Origin of the sequence: Streptomyces sp. NPDC051315, from assembly GCF_044455165.1 — a bacterium.
GTDB lineage: Bacteria > Actinomycetota > Actinomycetes > Streptomycetales > Streptomycetaceae > Streptomyces.
Map to the genome: position 1 here is coordinate 182,991 of NZ_JBITEN010000012.1, position 18,483 is coordinate 201,473.

16 protein-coding genes and 1 tRNA gene are annotated in these 18,483 nt (G+C 70.5%); 16 read left to right on the forward strand and 1 reads right to left on the reverse strand.

Annotated features, from left to right (window positions below):
- The first annotated feature begins 21 nt into the window (after positions 1-21).
- Both ACIBBD_RS23605 and ACIBBD_RS23610 read left to right on the forward strand, forming a co-directional pair.
- On the forward strand, positions 22-366 hold the full coding sequence (locus tag ACIBBD_RS23605; RefSeq protein ID WP_399421460.1) for a hypothetical protein: 345 nt from the start codon (positions 22-24) through the stop codon (positions 364-366).
- A 71-nt stretch (positions 367-437) separates the two neighbouring features.
- Positions 438-1,325: a nuclease-related domain-containing protein gene (locus ACIBBD_RS23610; RefSeq protein ID WP_399421461.1), complete on the forward strand. Its 888-nt coding sequence runs from the start codon at positions 438-440 to the stop codon at positions 1,323-1,325.
- A 271-nt stretch (positions 1,326-1,596) separates the two neighbouring features.
- Here the strand turns inward: ACIBBD_RS23610 and ACIBBD_RS23615 are convergent.
- A tRNA-Arg gene (locus tag ACIBBD_RS23615) sits at positions 1,597-1,668 on the reverse strand.
- Positions 1,669-1,864: 196 nt separating this feature from the next.
- Between ACIBBD_RS23615 and ACIBBD_RS23620 the strand changes: the two genes are divergently transcribed.
- The 14 genes from ACIBBD_RS23620 to ACIBBD_RS23685 all read left to right on the forward strand — a co-directional run bounded on the left by ACIBBD_RS23620 (position 1,865) and on the right by ACIBBD_RS23685 (position 18,472).
- The gene (locus ACIBBD_RS23620) at positions 1,865-2,374 is read left to right on the forward strand and encodes a response regulator (protein ID WP_399421552.1); all 510 of its coding nucleotides are present in this window, start codon (positions 1,865-1,867) and stop codon (positions 2,372-2,374) included.
- A 167-nt stretch (positions 2,375-2,541) separates the two neighbouring features.
- Positions 2,542-3,549, forward strand: coding sequence for an ArgS-related anticodon-binding protein NrtL (gene nrtL / locus ACIBBD_RS23625; RefSeq protein WP_399421462.1), 1,008 nt, complete (start codon positions 2,542-2,544; stop codon positions 3,547-3,549).
- A gap of 15 nt (positions 3,550-3,564) precedes the next feature.
- Positions 3,565-4,956, forward strand: a complete 1,392-nt coding sequence (gene lysA, locus ACIBBD_RS23630; RefSeq protein WP_399421463.1) for a diaminopimelate decarboxylase — start codon at positions 3,565-3,567, stop codon at positions 4,954-4,956.
- A 202-nt stretch (positions 4,957-5,158) separates the two neighbouring features.
- Positions 5,159-6,451: a homoserine dehydrogenase gene (locus ACIBBD_RS23635; RefSeq protein ID WP_399421464.1), complete on the forward strand. Its 1,293-nt coding sequence runs from the start codon at positions 5,159-5,161 to the stop codon at positions 6,449-6,451.
- 6 nt (positions 6,452-6,457) lie between these two features.
- Positions 6,458-7,516, forward strand: a complete 1,059-nt coding sequence (gene thrC, locus ACIBBD_RS23640) for a threonine synthase (protein WP_399421465.1) — start codon at positions 6,458-6,460, stop codon at positions 7,514-7,516.
- Positions 7,517-7,797: 281 nt separating this feature from the next.
- Positions 7,798-8,727 (forward strand): homoserine kinase, encoded by a 930-nt coding sequence (gene thrB / locus ACIBBD_RS23645; RefSeq protein WP_399421466.1) that lies wholly within the window; start codon positions 7,798-7,800, stop codon positions 8,725-8,727.
- 408 nt (positions 8,728-9,135) lie between these two features.
- Positions 9,136-11,112, forward strand: coding sequence for a transcription termination factor Rho (rho, locus tag ACIBBD_RS23650; RefSeq protein WP_399421467.1), 1,977 nt, complete (start codon positions 9,136-9,138; stop codon positions 11,110-11,112).
- A gap of 135 nt (positions 11,113-11,247) precedes the next feature.
- Positions 11,248-13,041: a trypsin-like serine protease gene (locus ACIBBD_RS23655; protein ID WP_399421468.1), complete on the forward strand. Its 1,794-nt coding sequence runs from the start codon at positions 11,248-11,250 to the stop codon at positions 13,039-13,041.
- 223 nt (positions 13,042-13,264) lie between these two features.
- On the forward strand, positions 13,265-14,419 hold the full coding sequence (locus ACIBBD_RS23660) for an LCP family protein (protein ID WP_399421470.1): 1,155 nt from the start codon (positions 13,265-13,267) through the stop codon (positions 14,417-14,419).
- 335 nt (positions 14,420-14,754) lie between these two features.
- Positions 14,755-14,976, forward strand: a complete 222-nt coding sequence (gene rpmE / locus ACIBBD_RS23665; protein ID WP_189942647.1) for a 50S ribosomal protein L31 — start codon at positions 14,755-14,757, stop codon at positions 14,974-14,976.
- 104 nt (positions 14,977-15,080) lie between these two features.
- Complete coding sequence (gene prfA, locus ACIBBD_RS23670; RefSeq protein WP_399421471.1) at positions 15,081-16,148, forward strand: peptide chain release factor 1; 1,068 nt, start codon at positions 15,081-15,083, stop codon at positions 16,146-16,148.
- Between the two features lie 107 nt (positions 16,149-16,255).
- Complete coding sequence (prmC, locus tag ACIBBD_RS23675) at positions 16,256-17,095, forward strand: peptide chain release factor N(5)-glutamine methyltransferase (protein WP_399421553.1); 840 nt, start codon at positions 16,256-16,258, stop codon at positions 17,093-17,095.
- Between the two features lie 55 nt (positions 17,096-17,150).
- Complete coding sequence (locus ACIBBD_RS23680; RefSeq protein WP_399421472.1) at positions 17,151-17,798, forward strand: L-threonylcarbamoyladenylate synthase; 648 nt, start codon at positions 17,151-17,153, stop codon at positions 17,796-17,798.
- A complete protein-coding gene (locus ACIBBD_RS23685; protein WP_399421474.1) occupies positions 17,795-18,472 on the forward strand; it encodes a protein-tyrosine-phosphatase in 678 nt (225 codons plus the stop codon). The genes ACIBBD_RS23680 and ACIBBD_RS23685 overlap by 4 nt, the downstream gene beginning before the upstream one ends.
- The last annotated feature ends 11 nt before the right edge of the window (positions 18,473-18,483 follow it).

Genomic DNA, 18,483 nt, shown 5'->3' on the forward strand with positions numbered 1-18,483 from the left:
CCTGGGCCTCATACTTCCGGCGTGGACATATCCGACGATGGTCAAAAGCTCGATCCTGAGTGGGTGGAGGCCGGTAACAACGTATGCGGTGTCCTGCGCGGTTGCCGGGACGCCTCTGCGGTGACCCGACACTTCGTGCGGAAGGGGTGGAGTTCGAGGTCGTCTTCCTGGCACGGCTTCGAGGTCGAAAACAGTTGGTGCCGGTTGGAGGTCGAGCCGATCGAGGGTCCGGACATTCTGCTGAACGGAGTGGTAAACCCTCAGCGTTTTGACGAGCTCGGCGGCGTACTCCATCGCCTCGGTTTGAGCTTCTCCCTGGAGCTCTACGGGGGAGACGACACCCTGGTTCGCGAGATCCAAGTGTGATGAGTGAGTTGACGTGCGAGGCCCCGGCACATTGTCCGGGGCCTCTCTCGTTCTGAGCCCTACCTGCTGCGATGCTTCGAGTTGAGAGCGGACGAGGGGGGCTCGTGGAGCTGAAGGTCACGCGCTGGAAGCGGTACGGGCATGATCGTTTGTACGCGGATCTGCCCGATGGCACTGCGGTCGGCTGGGCGGACGTGAGGACGGGGGATATCACCGTCCTGGTCGCTGTGTATCGCGACGACGTGATCGGCGTGCTGACACACCACTTACGGGACAACCCCGAGCCGGTCCTGCCACAGGGGGCACCTGAGGCTGAAACCCGCCCGATGCTGCCGCCTTTGACGCCGACCGACGACCTGTCTGCCAACCGTCCTGGTGAGTCCCTCCGCGACCTGCTCGATAAGTCCGGCGTAGGTCTGATTGAACGGGTCGTCTCACAGCTCCTGCGGCGTCCCACGGACTGGGACTCCTGGCGGAAGGGGCTGGCGGGGGAGAAGAGAGTGGGGGCCGAGCTGAACCGCTTAGCGCGCCACGGTTGGCGTGTCCTGCACTCCATCCCCCTGGCCAACAAGGTGGATGTCGATCACTTGTTGATCGGGCCCGGCGGGGTGTTCAGCATCAACACAAAGCACCACCACAAAAGGGCCGTATGGGTCGGCGACGATTCCGTGAAGGTCGACCACGGAAAGCCGGCGCCCTACGCACGCAAGAGCCGGGCGGAGGCCAAGCGAGTGGCCCGAGTGCTTGAGCACTACTGCGGCTTTCCCGTACCGGTGGAGCCGGTGCTGGTCTTCGTCGGCGTCATCGATCTGAAGGTGGTCGCCACACAGCTCAGTGTGCGCGTGTATCAGGAGCGTCAGGTAGCGGCACTGGCGCCGCTCTCAGGGGTGCTGACTCCCGAGCAGGTCGAGCAGGTGTACAGCGTCGCTCGCCACCGCCAGGCCTGGCGCCAGGCTTGAGCTGTGTGGCCCGGTGGGGTGACAGCCTCCTCGCGAGAGCTGTGGGTGGCCTCCAAGGCATGACCATCGTTGGGGCTGGGCCATCTGGCCGCGGTGCGGGTCCTCGCTCTTTCCCGGACCTCACCTGCGGCGATGCCCCAAGATCCCGTCCACGCCTCGTCCACAGACCTCGACATACGGCCGCTCCGGGCGGCATCCGCCTGCACATACGCGAAGACCCCGTCCTCAGCGTTTGCGCTGGTGGCGGGGTCTTTAGGCACCTTCTTCGAGGTGCCCCCGGCAGGATTCGAACCTGCGCACACGGCTCCGGAGGCCGTTGCTCTATCCCCTGAGCTACGGGGGCGTGTCGGGCGGAGCTTCTCGCTCGCGGCGACGGGTAGAACACTACCAGCTCCCTCGGGGTGTTCATGAACGGGTTTCAGGGGGTCGGCGGGGGTGGGCGTCGCCCGCACGGGGTGGAAGTGGGGAAAACCCGGACGCGGTGGCCGGTGCGGACCTACTCTCGAGTTGTGCCAGGCGCGTCGGGCCGGGTCCTTGTTGTGGACGACAACAAGGTCATCCGGCAGCTGATCAGGGTCAACCTCGAGCTGGAGGGCCTCGAGGTCGTGACCGCGTGCGATGGTGCCGAGTGTCTGGATGTCGTTCACCAGGTGCGGCCCGATCTTGTGACCCTCGATGTCGTCATGCCCCGGTTGGACGGGCTCCGGACGGCCGCGCGGCTCCGTGCCGACCCCCTCACCCGTGATCTTCCCCTCGCGATCATCAGCGCCTGTACGCCCTTCGAGGTCGAGGCCGGCCTCGAAGTGGGCGTCGACGCATTCCTCCCCAAGCCCTTCGAACCCGCCGAGCTCGTGAGCCTCGTCCGGCAGCTGCTGGAGGGGAAGCGGGGGGACGGGGAGGTCGCCCCCAAGAGCGGCGGGGGAGTGGACGGCAGGACCGTAAGTGGCGCAGGCCATACGCGAGGTCCCCTCGGGCTGGACCTCGGGTCCGCGCTCGGCCCCGGGCAGGGTGTCGCCGCGGGGACAGGGAACGGGCCGGTGGTCGAGTAGGGAAGGGAAGGGAAGCGAGCGGAGGGGAAAGGGAACGGTAAGGAGCGGGTCAGGCACCCATCTCGCACCACCCGCACCCATCTCACACCACCGCACTCCCGTCCACATCCCGGACCCTCCCCAAACCGGCTCGCATACCCACCCCCCTCCTCCCCTACGCTTGTCCCGTGACCCCCGTCGAGCTCTCGCGCACCGTGCTGCATGCGGTACGGCGTGCTGTCGATGCCGGGGAGCTCACGGTGGACGTGCCGTCGCGGGTGGTCGTCGGTCCGCCGGGGCCCGGAGGGTGTGGTGACTACGCCACCAACATCGCCCTGCAGCTCGCCCGGCCCGCGGGCCGGCCCCCGCTGCTGGTCGCCGAGGTGCTGCGACCGCATCTCGCCCGTGCGGTCGGTGTCACCGGTGTCGAGATCACCGGGCCCGGGTTCCTCAACATCAGTCTCGACCGGGCCGCCGCCTCCGCCGCCCTCGTCGAGCGGATCCTCGAGGAGGGCACCCGCTACGGGCACGGGACCGCCCTCGCCGGACAGGTCTTCGCGCTGCGCGTTCCCTACGACGTCCGCGCCGAGGTGCTCGCCGACGCGCTCGCGCGGATTGTCGGATCGCAGGGTGGGCGCGTCGAGGTCGAGCACCGTGAGCCCGTCAACCTGCGGCCGGTCCCGGCACCGGAGGACCCCGCTCCGCTCGGGCTCGACGCCGCCCGGTGGGCGCTGCTCCACCCCGCCCCCCACGACCGGCCCCGCGTCACCGCCGACCACCTGGTCCAGCGCGAGGGCAACCCCCTCTTTCGCGTCCGTTACGCCCACGCCCGCACCCGCGCCATCGGCCGTAACGCCGCCGACCTGGGCTTCAGCGCCCGGCCCGGCGACGTGGACGGGCCGGACACCCGCGAGGCCGCGTCCGCGCTCGTCACGCTCCTCGCCGACCACCCCCGCATCCTCGGCACCGTCGCCGCGGTCCCGCACCCGGACGGCATCGCGGCCCCCTCCCGCCTCACCCGGCACCTCATCGCCCTCGCGGACGCCACCCTCGTCCTGCTTCCCACCGTCCTGCCCCGCGGCGAGGAGAAACCCTCGGCCGCCCACCGCGCCCGGCTCGCGCTCGCCGAAGCCGCCGGGACGGTGCTGGCCGGCGGCCTGAACCTGCTCGGCATCGACGCACCCGATCACCTCTGAGAGAGCACGCCCAAGATGAGCCGTTCCGCACACCCCGCCGGGCCCCGTCACGCCGACGTCCTTCCCGAGGGGCACTACTCCGCCCCGCCCGCCGACCTCAACGCCCTCGACCCCAAGGTGTGGGCGCAGACCGTCAGCCGTACTCCGGACGGGGTCGTCACCGTCGGCGGGATCGACGTGAAGACCCTCGCCGAACAGCACGGCACGCCCGCGTACGTCCTCGACGAGACCGACTTCCGGGAGCGGGCCCGGGCCTGGCGTACCGCGTTCGGTACCGACGCCGACGTCTTCTACGCGGGCAAGGCCTTCCTCTCCCGCGCCGTCGTCCGCTGGCTGCACGAGGAAGGGCTCAACCTCGACGTCTGCTCGGGGGGTGAGCTCGCCACCGCGCTCTCCGCCGGTATGCCCGCCGACCGCATCGCCTTCCACGGCAACAACAAGTCCGTGGAGGAGATCGAGCGGGCGATCCGCGCCGGCGTCGGCCGGATCGTCCTCGACTCCTTCCAGGAGATCGTCCGCGTCGCCCACATCGCGCAGTCCCTCGGAAAGCGGCAGCGCGTACAGATCCGCATCACCGTGGGTGTGGAAGCCCACACCCACGAGTTCATCGCCACCGCCCACGAGGACCAGAAGTTCGGCATTCCGCTGGCCGGCGGGCAGGCCGCCGAGGCCGTCCGGCGGGCGCTGCAGCTGGACGGACTCGAGCTGATCGGCATCCACAGCCACATCGGGTCGCAGATCTTCGACATGTCCGGCTTCGAGGTCGCCGCCCACCGGGTCGTGGGACTCCTCAAGGACATCCGCGACGAGCACGGGGTCGAGCTGCCCGAGATCGACCTCGGCGGCGGGCTCGGGATCGCGTACACGAGCGACGACGACCCGCGCGAGCCGCACGAGATCGCCAAGGCGCTCACCGAGATCGTCACGCGGGAGTGCGAGGCCGCCCGGCTGCGCACCCCCCGGATCTCCGTCGAGCCCGGGCGGGCCATCGTGGGACCGACCGCCTTCACCCTCTACGAGGTCGGCACCATCAAGCCCCTCGACGGACTGCGCACGTACGTCTCCGTCGACGGCGGCATGTCGGACAACATCCGCACCGCGCTGTACGACGCCGAGTACAGCGTCGCCCTCGTCTCCCGCGCCTCCGACGCCGAGCCGATGCTGGCCCGGGTGGTCGGCAAGCACTGTGAGAGTGGTGACATCGTGGTGAAGGACGCCTTCCTCCCCTCCGACCTGGCACCGGGTGACCTGATCGCCGTACCGGCCACGGGCGCGTACTGCCGGTCGATGGCCAGCAACTACAACCACGTCCTGCGTCCGCCCGTCGTCGCCGTGCGCGACGGCGAGGCGCGGGTCATCGTCCGGCGCGAGACGGAGGAGGACCTCCTGCGACTCGACGTCGGATGAGGAACTCCGGGGAAACTCCGGGAACTCCCTGAATGCATCCTCAGGAAGTCCGGGAAACCCCCGAAAGGCGAGGCGGAAGATCTCCTGTCTTCCGCCCTTGCGAAAATGAAATAGACGTCTCACGATCCGGACCGGGGATAGAAACTGCGGTTCGGTGAGTGAGACTGGTCCAACCGTAGACGGTATGAGGAAACGAGGTCGGATGATGCGTACGCGTCCGCTGAAGGTGGCGCTGCTGGGCTGTGGAGTGGTCGGCTCAGAGGTGGCGCGCATCATGACGACGCACGCCGACGACCTCGCCGCCAGGATCGGGGCGCCGGTGGAACTGGCGGGCGTCGCCGTCCGGCGGCCCTCCAGGGTGCGTGAGGGCATCGATCCGGCCCTGGTCACCACCGACGCCACCGCCCTCGTCAAACGCGGCGACATCGACGTCGTGGTCGAGGTCATCGGCGGTATCGAGCCCGCCCGCACCCTCATCACCACCGCCTTCGAGTACGGCGCCTCCGTCGTCTCCGCCAACAAGGCGCTGCTCGCCCAGGACGGCGCCGCTCTGCACGCCGTCGCCGACGAACACGGCGAGGACCTCTACTACGAGGCCGCCGTCGCCGGCGCCATCCCGTTGATCCGGCCGCTGCGCGAGTCCCTCGCCGGCGACAAGATCAACCGGGTGATGGGCATCGTCAACGGCACGACCAACTTCATCCTCGACAAGATGGACTCCACCGGGGCCGGGTACCAGGAGGCCCTCGACGAGGCCACCGCCCTGGGGTACGCGGAGGCCGACCCGACCGCCGACGTCGAGGGCTTCGACGCCGCCGCCAAGGCCGCCATCCTCGCCGGGATCGCCTTCCACACGCGCGTGCGCCTCGACGACGTCTACCGCGAGGGCATGACCGAGGTCACCGCGGCCGACTTCGCCTCCGCCAAGGAGATGGGCTGCACCATCAAACTGCTCGCCATCTGCGAGCGGGCCGCGGACGGAGGATCCGTCACCGCGCGTGTGCACCCGGCCATGATTCCGCTGACCCACCCGCTCGCCTCCGTGCGCGGCGCGTACAACGCCGTGTTCGTGGAGTCGGACGCCGCCGGGCAGCTCATGTTCTACGGTCCCGGCGCCGGCGGTGCTCCCACCGCCTCCGCCGTCCTCGGCGACCTCGTCGCCGTGTGCCGCAACCGGCTCAGCGGGGCAACGGGGCCCGGCGAGTCGGCGTACGCCGCCCTGCCCGTGTCACCGATGGGTGATGTGGTCACCCGCTACCACATCAGCCTCGACGTCGCGGACAAACCGGGCGTTCTCGCCCAGGTCGCGACCGTGTTCGCCGAGCACGGCGTGTCGATCGATACGGTTCGCCAGCAGGGCAAGGACGGCGAGGCCTCCCTCGTCGTCGTCACCCACCGCGCGTCCGACGCCTCGCTGAGCGGGACCGTCGAGGCGCTGCGCAAGCTCGACACCGTGCGGGGTGTCGCCAGCATCATGCGGGTTGAAGGAGAGTAACCAGCAATGACCCACCAGTGGCGCGGAATCATCGAGGAGTACCGGGACCGGCTGCCGGTATCCGACAGCACGCCGGTCGTGACGCTCCGTGAGGGCGGCACGCCTCTCGTGCCCGCGCAGGTGCTCTCCGAGCGCACCGGCTGCGAGGTCCATCTCAAGGTCGAGGGCGCCAACCCCACCGGGTCCTTCAAGGACCGCGGCATGACCATGGCCATCACGCGGGCCAAGGAGGAGGGCGCGAAGGCGGTCATCTGCGCCTCCACGGGCAACACGTCCGCCTCCGCCGCCGCGTACGCGGTGCGCGCGGGCATGGTGTCGGCCGTCCTCGTCCCGCAGGGCAAGATCGCGCTCGGCAAGATGGGGCAGGCCCTCGTCCACGGCGCGAAGATCCTCCAGGTCGACGGCAACTTCGACGACTGTCTCACCCTGGCCCGGGCCCTGAGCGACAACTACCCGGTGGCCCTGGTCAATTCGGTCAATCCGGTACGTATCGAGGGTCAGAAGACGGCCGCGTTCGAGATCGTGGACATGCTCGGGGACGCCCCCGACATCCACGTCCTGCCGGTCGGCAACGCGGGCAACATCACCGCGTACTGGAAGGGGTACAAGGAGTACGCCGCCGACGGCGTCGCCGCGAAGACCCCCCGGATGTGGGGCTTCCAGGCGTCCGGCAGCGCCCCCATCGTGCGCGGCGAGGTGGTCAAGGACCCGTCGACCATCGCCACCGCGATCCGGATCGGCAACCCCGCCTCCTGGCAGTACGCGCTGGCGGCGCGGGACGAGTCCGGCGGCCTCATCGACGAGGTGACGGACCGTGAGATCCTGCGCGCCTACCGGCTGTTGGCCGCACAGGAGGGCGTGTTCGTGGAGCCCGCGTCCGCCGCGTCCGTGGCCGGTCTGCTCAAGGCCGCCGAGCAGGGCAGGGTCGACCCGGGGCAGAGGATCGTGTGCACCGTCACCGGCAACGGTCTGAAGGACCCCGACTGGGCCGTCGCCGGCGCTCCGCAGCCGGTCACCGTCCCCGTCGACGCGGTGACCGCGGCCGCCCGCCTCGGCCTCGCCTGACGACGTCCGGCCGAGCCCGGCCGCACCCCGGCCGGGTGCGGTCAGGGGTAACCCCCTCGGGGGTGCACAGGGGGCCTACGACACGCATCGTGCGCCTCCTGTGCGCCCTATGTCGCCACAGAACCTTCCTTCGATAGGCTGTACCGAACCCGCCTACCGCATATGCCTTCGCATATCGCGCGGCCGGCAACGGGGCCGCGCCGTCCTCCGCGGCCCGTGGGTCTTCGTACGTCATCGAATGTCATTCGACCATCACGCAGCTCAAGGAGAGTCAACGAGCGATGGCCGGTCCAGCGTTCCGCGCCGCCGCCGTCCGGGTGCGCGTCCCCGCCACCAGCGCCAACCTCGGTCCGGGCTTCGACGCCCTGGGCCTCGCGCTGGGGCTGTACGACGACGTCGTCGTCCGGGTGGCCGACTCCGGGCTGCACATCGACATCGCGGGTGAGGGCAGCGAGACGCTGCCCCGTGACGAGAGGCACCTGCTCGTCCGCTCCCTGCGCACCGCCTTCGACGTCCTGGGCGGCCAGCCGCGCGGCCTGGAGATCGTCTGCGCCAACCGCATCCCGCACGGCCGCGGCCTCGGCTCCTCCTCCGCCGCCATCTGCGCCGGCATCGTCGCCGCCCGCGCCGTGACCATAGGCGGCGAGAGCAAGCTCGACGACACCGCCCTGCTCGAGCTCGCGACCGAGATCGAGGGCCACCCCGACAATGTCGCGGCCTGTCTGCTCGGCGGCTTCACCCTCTCCTGGATGGAGGCGGGCGCCGCGCGGGCGATCAGGATGGAGCCCTCCGATTCCATCGTTCCGGTGGTTTTCGTGCCCGGAAAGCCGGTCCTGACCGAGACCGCGCGCGGTCTGCTCCCGCGCACCGTGCCGCATGTCGACGCCGCCGCCAACGCGGGCCGTGCCGCCTTGCTCGTCGAGGCCCTGACCAGGCGCCCCGAGCTGCTGCTGCCCGCCACCGAGGACCGCCTCCACCAGGAGTACCGCGCGCCGGCCATGCCGGAGAGCGCCGCACTGGTGGAGCGGCTGCGCGCCGACGGGATCCCCGCCGTGATCTCCGGCGCCGGACCCACCGTGATGGCGCTGGCCGACGCGGGCACGGCCGACAAGGTGGAGGCCCTGGCCGGCGCGGACTGGGCAGCGAACCGGCTGGCCCTGGACCTGCAAGGAGCGAGCGTGCTGCCGCTCGCGCCCTCCGGCGACCTCTGAAAGACGCGACGGTCGCCGGATTTCGAGAGGGGGAATGTTTGTTGGATCCGGTAGTGTTAATCTCAAGTCTGCACCCGACCCCACCATGGCGAGGTGCTTCGTGTCCCCGTCCGGGGCAGACATTCTTCCGGGAGCTCCCCAAGCCGCACTGCGCTCCGTACGTCGTATCTGGGCAGTACGCCGTACAGCGACGCTGAGCGGTCTGCCGGGCACGCTCCGGAATCGGTGCGACCACGCCACGTGACACTGGGTGCCACGGCTCGTCGAGGAAGCGCCAATCACCAGATATCTCTTCCGCCGCTTTGGCGGACCACCGCCCCGGCTTCGCCACAGCAAGGACCGAAGTCGGACAGCACAACCGGTCGCCGAGCCAGACAGGCCGACGTCCGCTCCAGGGAAGGACCCTTCGTGAGCGACACCACCGATCTGATGGGCGCACGTGTCGAGGAGACCGCTGCCGCGCCCGCCACGGACGCCTCCGCGCCTGCCACCGGTGCCGGCTCCCGGCGGCGCCGCGGTACCGGCCTCGAGGGCATGGTGCTGGCCGAGCTGCAGCAGGTCGCATCCGGCCTCGGCATCAGGGGCACCGCGCGTATGCGCAAGAGCCAGCTGATCGAGGTCATCAAGGAGGCGCAGGCTTCAGGCGGCGCCCCGGCCGCGAAGGCCGAAGCCCCCACCGAGACCAAGCCGAAGCGCCGTGCCACCTCCAAGGCGCGCACCGGCGAGGCCGCCGAGAAGAAGGCGGACGCCGCCCCGGCCGAGGCCCCCGCCGAGAAGGCCGTGGCCCAGCAGCAGATCGAGATCCCCGGCCAGCCGGCCGGGGGCAACGACGCCCCCACCGAGCGCCGTCGCCGCCGCGCCACCGCCGAGGCGGGCAGCCCCGAGACCGTCACGGCCGAGGCGAAGAGCGCCCCCAAGGCCGAGACCGCGGCCCCCGAGCAGCCCGCGCAGCCGCAGGGCGAGGCCAAGGCCGACGCCGACGGTGGCGAGGGCCGCCGCCGCGACCGCCGTGAGCGCGGCCGTGACCGCGACCGCCGCGGCAAGGGCGACGACCAGCAGGGCCAGGGCGGCCAGCGCCAGCAGCAGAACCAGCAGCAGGGCGGCGGCCGCCAGGACCGTAACGTCGGCCCGCAGGACGACGACGACTTCGAGGGCGGCCGCCGAGGCCGTCGCGGCCGCTACCGCGACCGCCGTGGCCGTCGTGGCCGCGACGAGATCGCGCCCGAGCCGCAGATCGCCGAGGACGACGTCCTGATCCCCGTCGCGGGCATCCTGGACATCCTCGACAACTACGCCTTCATCCGCACGTCGGGCTACCTCCCGGGTCCGAACGACGTGTACGTCTCCCTCGCCCAGGTCCGCAAGAACGGCCTGCGCAAGGGCGACCACATCACCGGTGCCGTGCGTCAGCCCAAGGAAGGCGAGCGGCGCGAGAAGTTCAACGCGCTGGTGCGCCTGGACTCCGTCAACGGCATGGCGCCCGAACACGGCCGTGGCCGCCCGGAGTTCAACAAGCTCACCCCGCTGTACCCGCAGGACCGCCTCCGCCTGGAGACGGACCCCGGCGTCCTCACCACCCGGATCATCGACCTCGTGTCGCCGATCGGTAAGGGCCAGCGCGGTCTGATCGTGGCCCCGCCGAAGACCGGCAAGACCATGATCATGCAGGCGATCGCCAACGCGATCACCCACAACAACCCCGAGTGCCACCTGATGGTCGTCCTGGTCGACGAGCGTCCGGAAGAGGTCACCGACATGCAGCGGTCGGTCAAGGGCGAGGTCATCTCCTCGACCTTCGACCGTCCGGCCGAGGACCACACCACGGTCGCCGAGCTCGCCATCGAGCGCGCCAAGCGTCTGGTGGAGCTGGGCCACGACGTCGTCGTACTGCTCGACTCGATCACGCGTCTGGGCCGTGCGTACAACCTGGCCGCGCCCGCCTCCGGCCGCATCCTGTCCGGTGGTGTCGACTCGACCGCGCTGTACCCGCCGAAGCGCTTCTTCGGCGCGGCGCGCAACATCGAGGACGGCGGCTCGCTCACCATCCTGGCGACGGCCCTCGTGGACACCGGCTCCCGCATGGACGAGGTGATCTTCGAGGAGTTCAAGGGCACCGGCAACATGGAGCTCAAGCTCGACCGGAAGCTCGCCGACAAGCGCATCTTCCCGGCGGTGGACGTGGACGCGTCCGGTACCCGTAAGGAAGAGATCCTGCTCGGCGCCGAGGAGCTCAACATCGTCTGGAAGCTGCGGCGTGTGCTGCACGCGCTCGACCAGCAGCAGGCGATCGAGCTGCTGCTCGACAAGATGAAGCAGACGAAGTCGAACGTCGAGTTCCTGATGCAGATCCAGAAGACGACCCCGACGCCCGGCAACGGCGACTGACGGCAGTCTTCCGAAAGGGCCGCCCCTTCGCGGGGGCGGCCCTTTCCGCTGCTCGCGGGCGAGGTACGATCTCGCCCTTCGGTCGGCTTCCCGACCGCGCACCTCACCAACACCAGATCCCGAGGGGGGACTTGAGTGGGTACACCCACGTCCGGAAGCGGCCGGCACAGACGCCGGATACGGATCGCCCTGCCCGTCGCCGCGGCCGGTGTGGCCGCCGCCGTCGCCGGCGCGCTGTTCATGTCGACCGCGCAGGCGTCCGAGGCGCCGCCGTCGGTCACCCGCAGCACACCGCTGACCTCCGAGGAACTCCAGAAGCGCGCCCCCATCGCCGTCGGCGGCGACGACACGCCGGGGCAGAGCTCCAAGGAGTCCCTGAGCGCGAGCAGCAGTGCCACCACCATCGACCCGAAGATCATCGGTGGCACCACGACGAGCATCACCGCCGCGCCGTGGATGGCCCAGCTCTGGTACGCCGACAAACGGGGGACCGCCAGCACCAGCGACGACATCGGCTTCTTCTGCGGCGGCGCGGTCGTCGCCCCGACGAAGATCCTCACCGCCGCGCACTGCGTCAAGGGCTACGACTGGAAGGCCAACGGCTGGGTCGTCACCGGGACCTCGCAGCTGATGGGCGAGGACGGGGACCTGCACGGCGGCACCGCCATGCGCGTCTGGCGTCAGTGGAACCACTGGTCGTACAACGCGACGACGATCGACAACGACATCGCCGTCCTGACGCTGCCGAACCCGGTCAGGGCCACGCCGATCCGGATGACCACGAACCTGGACACCACGTCCTACGTGGCCGGTACCAAGGCCACGGTCTACGGCTGGGGCCGTACCAGTTCGACCACGCAGGACATCTCGGACACGCTGAAGACGGCCGAGCTGCCGATCCAGTCCAACACCACCTGCTCGAACTACTACGGCGCCGACTACGTCAAGGGCCACATGATCTGCGCGGGCACGCCCGCCACCGGCAGCGACACCGGGACCACCACCGCCTGCAACGGCGACTCCGGCGGCCCGCTCGTGGTCAACAACCGGATCGTCGGCGTCGTCTCCTGGGGTGTGAAGGACTGCGTCGAGAGCGGCGCGTACAGCGTCTTCAGCAAGATCTCCACGTACGTCGGCCCGGTCTACCCGCGCGTCGACGACACCAACCTCAACGGTGACCACCTGGCCGACCTGTGGGTGCGCAACGCGGCCGACAAGACCGGCTACGAGATCGACTCCAAGGGCACCTCGCTGGCCGCCCGCCAGTCCTGGGGCACCTGGAGCGGCTACAACATCGTCCTGCAGACCGACCTCGACCGGGACGGCTACCAGGACCTGATGCTGCGCCGCGCCTCCGACGGTGACGTCTTCTGGAAGCACCTCGTGCCGTCCAGCGAGAGCTGGGCCACCAAGCTGATCGGCGACAACTGGAAGACCCGCCGGGCGATCGTCACCCCCGGTGACGTCACCGGCGACTACCTGCCCGACATGCTCGCCGTCGACTCCACCGGCATCCTGTGGATCTACCCGGGCAAGGGCAACGGCGCCTTCGCCGCGCCCGTGAAGGTCGGCAGCGGCTGGAACCAGTACAACTTCGTGCGCGGCCACGGCGACTTCACCGGCGACGGGAAGACCGACCTGCTCGCCCGCAACTCCAGCACCGGCGCGGTGTACCTGTACCCGGGCACCGGCACGGCGGGCACGGCCGCGTTCGGCGCCCGGATCAAGGTGGCGACCTGGAGCGCGACCACGTACAACGCCTTCGACGCCGTCGGTGACGTCAACGGGGACGGCATCGCCGACTTCCTGGCCCGGACCCCCGGCGGAACGCTCTACCTCTACAAGGGCACCGGCAAGGCCAGTACCGCGATCTTCGCCACACGCGTCTCGCTCGGGACGTCGTTCAAGCAGTACGACATCTTCGGCTGAAGACGCTGGTGAGCGGGGTACGCCCCCGATCGTCCGGTCACTGACTGTGCCCGGCCCTCCACGGGCCGGGCACAGTCCGTTGTGCCACCCTCCCGACTTTCGCCGTCTGACGGGGCGGAGCGACGATGGTGCGAAAGGGGCGATCCGAGGGATCCGGGGGATCGACCAGGCCTGACCCTGACAACAGGGGGTAACCGAGCGAGCGACGAGACGCGAGGAGCACATGTCCGCCGAGAGCACGCCGGAGCCCGGCATACCGGGAGAGGCCGGCCCAAGGGATCAGCACACCGGCGACGGTCCGCGCCCCCGCGCGACGAGCCGCCGCCGCAAGCCGCGCAGCAGGAACAAGAGGCTGCTGATCGGGGCGTGGACCGCGGCGGGCATCGTCGTCCTCGGCGGCACCGGGGCCGGCTACGTCTACTTCAGGCTCAACGGCAACATCAAGAGCGTCGACATCGACCAGGCCCTGGGCACCGACCGGCCCACGAAGGCCGACAACGGCTCGGAGAACATCCTGGTCCTCGGCTCGGACACCCGCTCGGGCGCCAACAAGAAGCTCGGCGGCGGAACCGACGACGGCACCGCCCGCTCCGACACGGCGATGATCGTCCACGTGTACGAGGGCCACAAGAGGGCCAGCGTCGTCTCCATCCCGCGCGACACCCTCATCGACCGCCCCGCGTGCACCGACACCCAGGGCGTCACCCACGACGCCGCGACCGACGTGATGTTCAACTCGGCGTACACCACGGGCGGCGCGTCCTGCGCGGTGAAGACCGTCGAGTCGATCACCGGCGTGCGCATGGACCACTACCTGGAGGTGGACTTCTCCGGCTTCCAGAAGCTCATCGACGAGCTGGGCGGGGTCGAGGTCACCACCACCAAGGCCATCAAGGACCCCGACAGCCACCTCGACCTCGCGGCCGGCACGCACACGCTCGACGGCGAGCAGGCCCTCGCCCTGGTCCGCACCCGGCACGGCGTCGGCGACGGCTCCGACCTCGGCCGCATCCAGCTCCAGCAGGCCTTCGTCAAGGCGCTGGTCGAGCAGGTCAGGAAGGTCGGCCTGTTCACCGGCGGCACCAAGCTGTACGACCTCGCCGACACCGCCACCAAGGCCGTCACCACCGACTCCGGCCTCGGCTCCCTGAACTCCCTGATGTCCTTCGCCAACGGCCTCAAGAGCATCGGCGCGTCCGACCTGACCATGGTCACCCTGCCGGTCCAGTACGACCCGGCCGACCCCAACCGCGTCCTCGTGCAGAAGAAGAAGGCCGAGCAGGTCTGGACGGCCCTCAGGAACGACCGGCCCATCCCGAAGACGGCCACGGAGGGCAACGCGACGGGCGAGGCGGCGGGGGTCGTGACCCCGTCCTAGGGAACAGCGGTCCGGGCACCGGCCCGTCCTCGGCCCACGCGGGCGGCCCGCTGCCCGTCCACGCCGTCGGCGCGGCGCGTCACTCGTCCCGCGCCCCCGCCGCGCCCCCGGGACCCCCGCGCCCCCGGGACCCCCGCGCCCCCGGGACCCCCGCGCCCCCGGGACCCCCGCGCCCCCGGGACCCCCGCGCCCCCCGGGGCCTCCGGGAATAGTTCCGCCCACCCCCCGGTTTTGGGGGATGGCGCCAGTCCTGGCAGACTGGTACGTCGGCTCCGGTTCACGCCTCCGCATCCCGCGGCTGCGACCCGGCGCCCTCCCGAAACCTAGGAGACACCTTGAAGCGCGACATCCACCCCGCGTACGTCGAGACGCAGGTCAGCTGCACCTGCGGCGCGTCGTTCACCACCCGTAGCACGATCGAGGCCGGCACCATCCGCGCCGACGTCTGCTCCGAGTGCCACCCGTTCTACACGGGCAAGCAGAAGATCCTCGACACCGGTGGCCGTGTGGCCCGCTTCGAGGCCCGCTTCGGCAAGGCCGCCGGCTCCAAGAAGTAGCGAGCCCCATTTCGCCGGTCCACGGTCGCGCCCCGCCCGGGCGCGCCGGGACCGGCGTTTTTGGTCGTCCGCCTTCCCTTCCGTACGCAGCACAGGAGCCAGAGATGTTCGAGGCCGTCGAGGAACTCATCGGTGAGCACGCCGACCTGGAGAAGAAGCTCGCCGACCCGTCGGTCCACGCCGACCAGGCCAACGCGCGCAAGCTGAACAAGCGGTACGCCGAGCTCACCCCGATCGTCGCCACGTACCGCTCCTGGAAGCAGACCGGCGACGACATCGAGACCGCGCGTGAACTCGGCGCCGACGACCCGGACTTCGCCGCCGAGGTCAAGGACCTGGAGAAGCAGCGCGAGGAGCTGACCGAGAAGCTGCGCCTGCTGCTCGTCCCGCGTGACCCGAGTGACGACAAGGACGTCATCCTGGAGATCAAGGCGGGCGCCGGTGGTGACGAGTCCGCGCTGTTCGCGGGCGACCTGCTGCGCATGTACCTGCGCTACGCCGAGCGCGTCGGCTGGAAGACCGAGATCATCGACGCCACCGAGTCCGAGCTGGGCGGCTACAAGGACGTCCAGGTCGCGGTGAAGGCCCGCGGGCAGATCGAGCCCGGTCAGGGCGTCTGGGCCCGGCTGAAGTACGAGGGCGGTGTGCACCGCGTCCAGCGCGTCCCGGCGACGGAGTCCCAGGGCCGTATCCACACCTCCGCGGCCGGCGTCCTCGTCACGCCCGAGGCCGAGGAGGTCGACGTCGAGATCAACCCGAACGACCTGCGCATCGACGTGTACCGCTCCTCCGGCCCCGGCGGGCAGTCCGTCAACACCACCGACTCCGCCGTGCGCATCACGCACCTGCCCACCGGGGTCGTCGCCTCCTGCCAGAACGAGAAGAGCCAGCTGCAGAACAAGGAGCAGGCACTGCGTATCCTGCGCTCCAGGCTGCTCGCCATGGCGCAGGAGGAGGCGGAGAGGGAGGCCGCCGACGCCCGCCGCAGCCAGGTCCGCACCGTCGACCGCTCCGAGAAGATCCGCACCTACAACTTCCCGGAGAACCGCATCTCGGACCACCGCGTCGGCTTCAAGGCCTACAACCTGGACCAGGTCCTGGACGGCGAACTCGACGCGGTGATCCAGGCCTGCGTCGACGCGGACTCGGCGGCGAAGCTGGCCGCGGCGTAAGACAGTACCCACGGACCAGCGGCGTAAGGCAGTACGCACGGACGAGTACGACACGGAGGACACGCGTGCAGCAATCCTTTGGGGGGCGACCCCCAAGCCCTCGCAGCCTGCTGCTCGCTGAGGTAGCTCAGGCCACCCAGCGGCTGGCCGACGCCGGCGTGCCCTCGCCGCGCACCGACGCGGAGGAGCTCGCCGCGTTCGTGCACGGAGTGAAGCGCGGCGCGCTCCACTCCGTGAAGGACTCCGACTTCGACGCCCGGTACTGGGAGGTCATCGCCCGGCGCGAGCAGCGCGAGCCGCTCCAGCACATCACCGGACGGGCCTACTTCCGCTACCTGGAGCTCCAGGTCGGCCCCGGCGTCTTCGTGCCGCGGCCCGAGACCGAGTCCGTGGTCGGCTGGGCCATAGACGCCGTACGCGCCATGGACGTCGTCGAGCCCTGCATCGTCGACCTGTGCACCGGCTCCGGCGCCATCGCGCTCGCCCTCGCCCAGGAGGTCCCGCGCTCCCGCGTGCACGCCGTGGAGCTGTCCGAGGACGCCCTGGTGTGGACCCGCAAGAACGTGGAGGGGTCCAGGGTCGACCTGCGCCAGGGCGACGCCCTGACCGCCTTCCCGGACCTCGACGGCCAGGTCGACCTGGTCATCTCCAACCCGCCGTACATCCCGCTCACCGAGTGGGAGTACGTCGCCCCCGAGGCGCGGGACTACGACCCCGACATGGCCCTGTTCTCCGGCGAGGACGGCCTCGACCTCATCCGCGGTCTGGAACGCACCGCACACCGGCTCCTGCGCCCCGGCGGCGTCGTCGTGATCGAGCACGCCGACACCCAGGGCGGCCAGGTGCCGTGGATCTTCACCGAGGAGCGGGGCTGGGCCGACGCGGCCGACCACCCCGACCTCAACAACCGCCCGCGCTTCGCGACGGCCCGCAAGGCCCTGCCGTGAGCGCCACCGCGCATCACCACCCCCAGCAGTACGTGCACGAGGAGGCCCGCTAGATATGGCACGGCGATACGACACCAACGACGCGACCGACCGGGTGACGGGTCTGCGCGAGGCCGCGTCCGCCGTCCGCCGAGGCGAGCTGGTGGTCCTCCCCACCGACACGGTGTACGGCATCGGCGCCGACGCGTTCTCCAAGGAGGCCGTCGGCGACCTGCTGGAGGCCAAGGGCCGGGGCCGCAACATGCCCACCCCCGTCCTCATCGGCTCCCCCAACACCCTGCACGGCCTCGTCACGGACTTCTCCGAGCTGGCCTGGGAGCTGGTCGACGCCTTCTGGCCGGGCGCGCTCACGCTCGTCGCCAAGCACCAGCCGTCCCTCCAGTGGGACCTGGGCGACACCCGCGGCACGGTGGCGGTGCGTATGCCGCTGCACCCGGTCGCCATCGAGCTGCTGACCGAGGTCGGCCCCATGGCCGTCTCGTCGGCGAACCTGACGGGCCACCCCGCGCCGGAGAACTGCGACTCCGCCCAGGAGATGCTCGGCGACTCCGTCTCCGTGTACCTGGACGGCGGGCCCACCCCCGGCAACGTCCCGTCCTCGATCGTCGACGTCAGCGGCGACGTGCCCCTGCTGCTGCGCGCGGGCGCCATCTCCGCGGACGAGCTGCGTAAGGTCGTACCCGACCTCGAGGTGGCGAATTGACAGCCCCTGACGCGGGGCGTGGCATAGGCAACGGGGAACGCATCGCGGAGGAGACGACGACGTTCGGGTTTCCGCGCGACACCTTCCGCATCCTCCACGTCAGCACCGGCAACGTCTGCCGCTCGCCGATCACCGAGCGGCTGACCCGGCACTTCGTGTCCCAGCGGCTCGGGGTGCTGGGCGGCGGGCTGATCGTGGAGAGCGCGGGCACCTGGGGCCACGAGGGCGCGCCCATGGAGGCCAACGCGGAGACCGTGCTGGCCGACTTCGGCGCGGACGCCTCCGGCTTCACCGGCCGTGAGCTCCTCGACGAGCACGTCATCCGGGCCGACCTGGTCCTGACGGCCACCCGTGACCACCGCGCCCAGGTCATCTCCATGGGCCACTCGGCGGGCCTGCGCACCTTCACCCTGAAGGAGTTCACCCGCCTGGTCAACGCCATCGACCCGGCGACGCTGCCCCCGCTGGAGGACGGCGTGGTGATGCGCGCCCGCGCCCTGGTCCGCGCGGCGGCGGCGCTACGCGGGTGGCTCCTGGCGCCGACCGCGGAGGCGGACGAGGTGTACGACCCGTACGGGGCGCCCCTGCCGTTCTTCCGGTCGATCGGGGACGAGATACACCAGGCGCTGGATCCTGTCGTCACGGCGCTCACGGGTGTGCCCGCGCGGATGTAGTCCGTCACTTT